Origin of the sequence: Neisseria sp., from assembly GCF_041804105.1 — a bacterium.
GTDB lineage: Bacteria > Pseudomonadota > Gammaproteobacteria > Burkholderiales > Neisseriaceae > Neisseria.
In genome coordinates, this window is record NZ_JBHCJY010000084.1 from 1 (window position 1) to 6,181 (window position 6,181).

At 58.0% G+C, this 6,181-nt stretch carries 5 protein-coding genes and 1 pseudogene; 1 reads left to right on the plus strand and 5 read right to left on the minus strand.

Annotated features, from left to right (window positions below):
- From ACEYDX_RS07825 to folC, 5 genes are all read right to left on the minus strand, one after another.
- A partial coding sequence (locus ACEYDX_RS07825; protein ID WP_373741460.1) for a DUF1841 family protein occupies positions 1-230 on the minus strand: 230 nt, incomplete at its 3' end.
- Between the two features lie 173 nt (positions 231-403).
- Positions 404-1,948 (minus strand): amidophosphoribosyltransferase, encoded by a 1,545-nt coding sequence (gene purF / locus ACEYDX_RS07830; RefSeq protein WP_373741461.1) that lies wholly within the window; start codon positions 1,946-1,948, stop codon positions 404-406.
- Positions 1,949-2,098: 150 nt separating this feature from the next.
- Positions 2,099-2,632, minus strand: a complete 534-nt coding sequence (locus tag ACEYDX_RS07835; protein WP_373741462.1) for a CvpA family protein — start codon at positions 2,630-2,632, stop codon at positions 2,099-2,101.
- A gap of 368 nt (positions 2,633-3,000) precedes the next feature.
- A complete protein-coding gene (locus ACEYDX_RS07840; protein ID WP_373741463.1) occupies positions 3,001-4,134 on the minus strand; it encodes an SPOR domain-containing protein in 1,134 nt (377 codons plus the stop codon).
- A gap of 14 nt (positions 4,135-4,148) precedes the next feature.
- Complete coding sequence (gene folC / locus ACEYDX_RS07845; protein WP_373741464.1) at positions 4,149-5,441, minus strand: bifunctional tetrahydrofolate synthase/dihydrofolate synthase; 1,293 nt, start codon at positions 5,439-5,441, stop codon at positions 4,149-4,151.
- 401 nt (positions 5,442-5,842) lie between these two features.
- Between folC and ACEYDX_RS07850 the strand changes: the two are divergent.
- A pseudogene (locus ACEYDX_RS07850) lies at positions 5,843-6,154 on the plus strand (branched chain amino acid aminotransferase); the annotation flags it as partial.
- Between the last annotated feature and the right edge of the window lie 27 nt (positions 6,155-6,181).

A 6,181-nucleotide genomic window follows, 5' to 3' on the forward strand; every position in this document is an offset into this window, starting at 1 on the left:
AACGAAAGATGCAGCGACATATGCAGAAACGGATTGCTTTCGCCTTCTTCCGGTGTCCACACTTTGTCGAGATATGCTTCGATATTGTCGAGATAACGGTGGTATTCGGGATGGGTTTCGATAATGGCCAGTGCCTTGCGCTGCAAAGCGTCAAGGCTTAAAGGCTGAAGGCGTTTCTGCCAAACATCGGCGAAAAAACGGCGCACGTCGTGGGTGTTGACATCGTACATGGGAAATCTTTCACGGGCGGGTTAAGGCCGTCTGAAAACGGTTTTCAGACGGCCTTAACCTAAATTTCTCCGCTTCCTGCGGATTTGTTCCGAGCAAACGGCCGGACTTGTTGGGTCGGACGGTTGACGGTTTCTGACGGCATTCCGACCTGTACGGAAACTGCGGGACAATGTTACTCGTCGCCGTCGTCTTCCGAAGCGCTGACGCGGATGTTGTGCTCCACCTGCGAAGGCATAATCTGCCCTGCGGCGGCGTTTTTGCCGTCGGAAAGCCGTCGCAGGTAGGCTTCGTCGATGTCGCCGGTTTGGTAGCAGCCGTCGAATACGGAAGAATCGAACGATTCGATGGCGGGATTCAGGTTTTTCACGATGCGTTCCAAATCGTCGAGATTTTGGAACACCACACCGTCGGCACTGATTTCGCGCGCGATTTCGGCAGCGATGCGGCCGTTGGCAATCAATTCTTCGCGGGTGGGCATGTCGATGCCGTACACATTCGGATAACGCACTTCGGGCGCGGCGGAAGCGAGATAGACTTTGCGCGCGCCGGCCTGACGCACCATTTCCACGATTTCGCGGCTAGTGGTGCCGCGCACGATGGAATCGTCAACCAGCAAAACGTTTTTGCCCTTGAATTCGGTTTCCATCGGGCTGAGTTTCTGGCGCACGGATTTTTTGCGCGTGGCCTGGCCGGGCATGATGAAGGTGCGGCCGATATAGCGGTTTTTAATCAGGCCTTCGCGGTAGGGTTTGCCCAAATGGTGCGCCAGTTCGAGCGCGCTGGGACGGCTGGTGTCGGGGATGGGCATGACCACGTCGATGTCGTCCACCGGCATTTCGCGTTTGATTTTGGCCGCCAGCGCCTCGCCCATGTCGAGCCGCGCCTGATAAACGGACACACCGTCGATCACGGAGTCGGGGCGGGCGAAATAAACGTATTCGAAAATGCAGGGGCTGAGCTTGGCCGCATCACTGCATTGGCGGGTATGGATTTGGCCGTCGAGCGTGATGACGACCGCTTCGCCCGGGGCGATATCGCGTTCCAAGTCGAATTCCAAGGCATTGAACGCCACCGACTCCGAAGCCACCGCATAAGCCTTGCGGCCGTCTGAAACGGTTTGCGAACCGAGTACCAGCGGGCGGATGCCGAACGGGTCGCGGAACGCCACCAAACCGTATCCCGCAATCATGGCCACCACGCCGTATGCGCCGCGCACGCGTTTGTGCAGTTTCGATACGGCGTCGAACACATTGTCCACGCTCAGGTGCGTGCCGCCGTCGGCCGTTACCTCGCGGCGCAGCTCGTGGGCGAATACGTTGAGCAGCACTTCGGAATCCGAACGGGTGTTGATGTGGCGCAGGTGTTTATTGCACACGTTTTCGTACAGCTCTTCGGTGTTGGTCAGATTGCCGTTGTGCGCGAGCACGATGCCGAACGGCGAACTGACGTAAAAAGGCTGCGCCTCCGCACTGCTGCCCGCATTGCCCGCCGTGGGATAGCGCACATGGGCGATGCCCGCATTGCCGAGCAAATCGCGCATATTGCGGGTCCGGAACACTTCGCGCACCATGCCTTTGCCTTTGTGCATATGGAACATATTGCCCGACACGGTAACAATCCCCGCCGCATCCTGCCCGCGGTGCTGCAGCACCTGCAAACCGTCATACAGCATCTGGTTGACAGGCTCGAATGCAACCAAACCTAATACGCCACACATTTTTCGTTTTCTCCATAAAAATCAGGTAAAGGGGAAAGCTGCCGGAAAAGCAAATTGCCAACTGTTTTCAGACGGCCCGAAAGCGCAAAACCGCCGCCGTTGCAACGGACACATTGTTCAGACGGCCTTGTCCGCCCGAAACCGACCCGTTTAAATTTCCGCATCCTGTACGCCCGAATCGGTAATGTTGTCCGACTCCGAGCCGCCGCTGCCGTGCCGTTTGCCTTTCAGATAAGGTACGGCGGCATCGGCAAGCGTTTCGAAAAACGGCGCGCTGACGGATTTCCGCCAGCCGTCGCTTTCGGGCAGGTCGGTAAACGAACACGCCAAAACGGCCACGGTAACAATCAATACGCCTTTGAGCGCACCGAACATGCCGCCGAGAATACGGTTTACGCCGCCCAAACCGACCGACGAAACCGCCGAAGTCAAGAGCGAACGCAGCAGACGCAACACCAGCAGCGAAGCGGCAAACACCAGCACAAACGACAACGCCGTCGCCAGCATCCGCGGCTGCATGGTTTTGAAGGCGATTTCGGACACGGGTTCGGCAAACATCCTTGCCGCGATAAACGAAGCAATCCAGGTAACCAGCGCCACCACTTCGACAATCACGCCGCGCGTCATCGAAATCACGATACAGGCGACGGTAACGCCGAATGCGAAAATATCAAACCATGCCATAAAAGTTGTCGTTCAAAAATCAGGAAAACGGCGGATAAAGGCCGTCTGAAAAAACAGGGGACGGAACGGGTGCAGTATCATAAAGATGCCGTCTGAAAAGCTGCGGAAGATTGGTTTTAAGGAAAAACTTCACACACTTTTCTTCGAGCAGTCCGGCTTTACCGCACTGACAGGCACCCGCAGCCGAGTAACCAACAGGAAAACGGCAGCAGGTTCGCCGTTGGCCATATTGGAACAGATGCCCAAGCACAGACTGTGGCCTGCCCCCAGACATAACTGCCTGACATAATAAACGGTAAAGCAGAAAACCGCTGCCCCACAAACCATTTCAGACGGCATCATGCCGATGCCGTCTGAAAACTATGAAACTACTCTTCGTTTACCGTACCGCCGATACCGCGCTCTTTACGCAAACGATCCAGCACGCGGTTGGCCGCTTCTTTATTGGGATACGCGCCCGATTTCACGCGGTAAACCTTGCCTTTGTCGGTATTGATTTCGACAATGCCCGCCTGAATGCCGGCACTCTGCATTTTGCGCTGGAGCTGCTGGGCTTGGGCTTTGTTGTTGTAACCCGCCTGAATCGTCGCCCTGCGTCCCGCACCGGCCTTGTTGCTTTCCAGTAGGTCGCGGGCGCGTTTGCTGTCTTTGGCGGCCAGCTCGCGGCTCTTCTCTGCGGCTTTTTGCGCCAACGCATCAGGCTCGTCGGTTTTGCGGTAGTCGCCCGCTTTCGGTGTAGCGGAAGCGGTTTTGGCAGCCGCACGCTGCTCGGCTGCACGCTGTTGCGCCGCACGTTGGCGTGCCAGCTCCGCCCTGCGTTTGGCGGCTTGTTCGGCACGGACATCCTGCGCACGTTTGGCGGCGGCATCACGCTCCGCCTGCTGGCGCCGCTGTTCGGCCTGACGGCGGCGCGCTTCCTGACGGCGCTGCTGCGCGGCGGCGGTTGCGGCAACGGCAGCCGCGTCATCCTGTACCGACGATGCCTGTTCGCGCGTCTGGTCGCTGCGGACGGGCGGCGGAGCCGACGAACCGGAAGCGTTCAATCCCTGTATGTCGCTGTCGGACAAGGTATCGTTTACCAGCACCACCGGCTCGTCGCGGCTGCCCGTTCCGGCAGGCGAGCCGTCTTGAACCGTTTCGGTAGCACTGCCGTTGCGAGCCTGCGACGTGTTTTGCGGACGGGAAGCATCTTGAACTGCAGGCGCGGATGCCGTCTGAACCACTTCTGCATCCGCTCCGGCAACGGGTTCGGATACGGCAACGGCATCGCTGCCGGCGGGCGTAAGCTGGGTTACTTCGGGAGCGGGCAATGGCTCGGAAACCATGCTGGCTGAAGTCTGCACGGCATCGCCTTCTTCCCCGCCGTTCATCGCAAACGCCAGCAGGCTGCCGGCCACGACCACCAAAGCCGATGCGCCGACTAGGCGGCGGCGGTTTTTGCGTTTGAGTTCTTCGTATTCGTCTTGAAAAACGTGTGGCTGATGTTGTTTTTTGTCCGACATGGCCGAAAATCCTGTTACAGCGTTGCCATGACTTCGGCAACTGTGTGAAATGAACCAAATACGGTAATTCTATCATTTTCTCCCGCATCCGCCAAAGCCGCGCGGTATGCGGCAGCCACATTTTCAAAAGTTTTCAGACGGCCTATGCCGCAGCTTTCCAGTTTCTGCCGCAGCGATTCCGCATCCATGCCGCGGGGCATATCCAGCGGGGCGATATACCATTCGTCGAACTGGTCTTTCAGGATACCGATCACGCCGTCCGAATCCTTGTCGGCCAAAATGCTGAACACGGCGATGCGTTTCTGGGCATAAGGCAGGTTAATCAGGCTTTGGCGCAGCGCGCGCGCGGCGTGGGGGTTGTGGCCGACGTCGAGTATGGTCAGCGGGCGGCCTGGCAACACTTGGAAACGGCCGGGATTGTTCACTTTCAGCAGGCCGCGTTTGATTGCGCCCAAATCCACCGGCAGCTTGTCGTTCAGGCATTCCAATACCGCCAATGCACAGGCCGCGTTGTTGGTTTGGTAGGCACCGCGCAGCGCGGGCATCGGCAACGCATTGCGGTTGCGCTTAAGGCCGTCTGAAAACAGGCCGCCCGCAGTTTGGGGATGGAAATGGAACGACCACTGCACGTTTTCCAGCTTGGTTACGCCGAAATCCCGTCCGAGCAGCAGCAGCGGCGCGCCGATGTTCTCCGCATGGTTCTGCAGCGACTGCGGCGGCGGCACCTGCCCGCAGACGGCGGGTTTGCCGCTGCGGAACACGCCCGCTTTTTCAAAGCCGACCGCTTCGACGGTATTGCCGAGATAAGATTCGTGATCCAAATCCACGCTGGTCACGACGGCACAGTCGGCATCGAAAATATTGACCGCGTCCAAACGCCCGCCCAGCCCGACTTCCAACACCATCACATCCACCTGTTCGCGGATGAAAATATCCGCCGCCGCCAGCGTATTGAACTCGAAATAGGTCAGCGACACATCACCGCGCGCCGCTTCGATGCGCTCGAAAGATTCGACAATCACGTCATCCGGCACAGGCTCGGTATTGACGGCGATGCGTTCGTTGTAGCGCAGCAGGTGCGGGCTGGTCAGCGTGCCCACCTTGAAGCCCGCTTCGGTATAAATCTGCGACAGATACGCGCATACCGAACCTTTTCCGTTGGTACCCGCCACCACCACCACGGGGCAGTGCGGCACAAGGTTCATCCGCGTTTTGACTTCGCTGACGCGGCTCAAACCCATGTCGATTAAGCCGTTGCTGTGGGCGGTTTCGAGATGGGTCAGCCATTGGGAGAGGGATTTTTTCATGTATTTTGTTTTGATGTGTTGGTTTGAAGCGGAATTTTCAGACGGCATCCCGATGCGGTTTAAGGCCGTCTGAAAAACAGACAACGCCCGACGGAACCGCATCCTGCCGACACAGCGGTTAAACACCGGTTGTCCGGCCGTTTGCGGAAATCCGCCATAAAAGTCCGCAGTACATACGGATACCGTGCGGATTTCGGAGCGTTTACACTCGGCCGGAAAACCCGAGGCCGTCTGAAAACCGCCGTCCGCGCCCGATTTTACCCTGTTTCCCACTTGCCACAAAGAGCCGCGCAGCGTATCTTTACGGTTCTTCAAATACCCGATTTTTCAGACGGCCCCGCCGTTTGTCCGGACATTCCGTCCCCGCGTTTCAAAACAATTTCAAAACCAAAGGTAACAACATGACCCGACCCGTTCCCGCCGTATTCGGCAGCGTATTCCACGCCGAAATGCCCGTTATCGCATTTGAAAACGGCGCATGGCAGCCGACCCGCTGGCAGCCGAGCAGCGAACTGACCCTTGCCCCCGGCGCACACGCGCTGCATTACGGCAGCGAATGCTTCGAAGGCCTGAAAGCCTTCCGCCAGCAAAACGGCAAAATCGTTTTGTTCCGCCCCGACATGAACATCGCCCGCATGCAGCAGAGCGCGCGTATCCTGCATTTGGCCGAACCCGAAACCGAACCGTTTCTGAACGCCCTCGTCGAACTCGTGTAACGAGCCGCCGACGAAATCCCCGAC

Excerpts from the sequence above, each read along its gene's own strand:
- purF (WP_373741461.1), bottom strand. The coding sequence starts at position 1,948 with ATGTGTGGCGTATTAGGTTTGGTTGCATTCGAGCCTGTCAACCAGATG.
- ACEYDX_RS07835 (WP_373741462.1), bottom strand. The coding sequence starts at position 2,632 with ATGGCATGGTTTGATATTTTCGCATTCGGCGTTACCGTCGCCTGTATC.
- ACEYDX_RS07840 (WP_373741463.1), bottom strand. The coding sequence starts at position 4,134 with ATGTCGGACAAAAAACAACATCAGCCACACGTTTTTCAAGACGAATAC.
- folC (WP_373741464.1), bottom strand. The coding sequence starts at position 5,441 with ATGAAAAAATCCCTCTCCCAATGGCTGACCCATCTCGAAACCGCCCAC.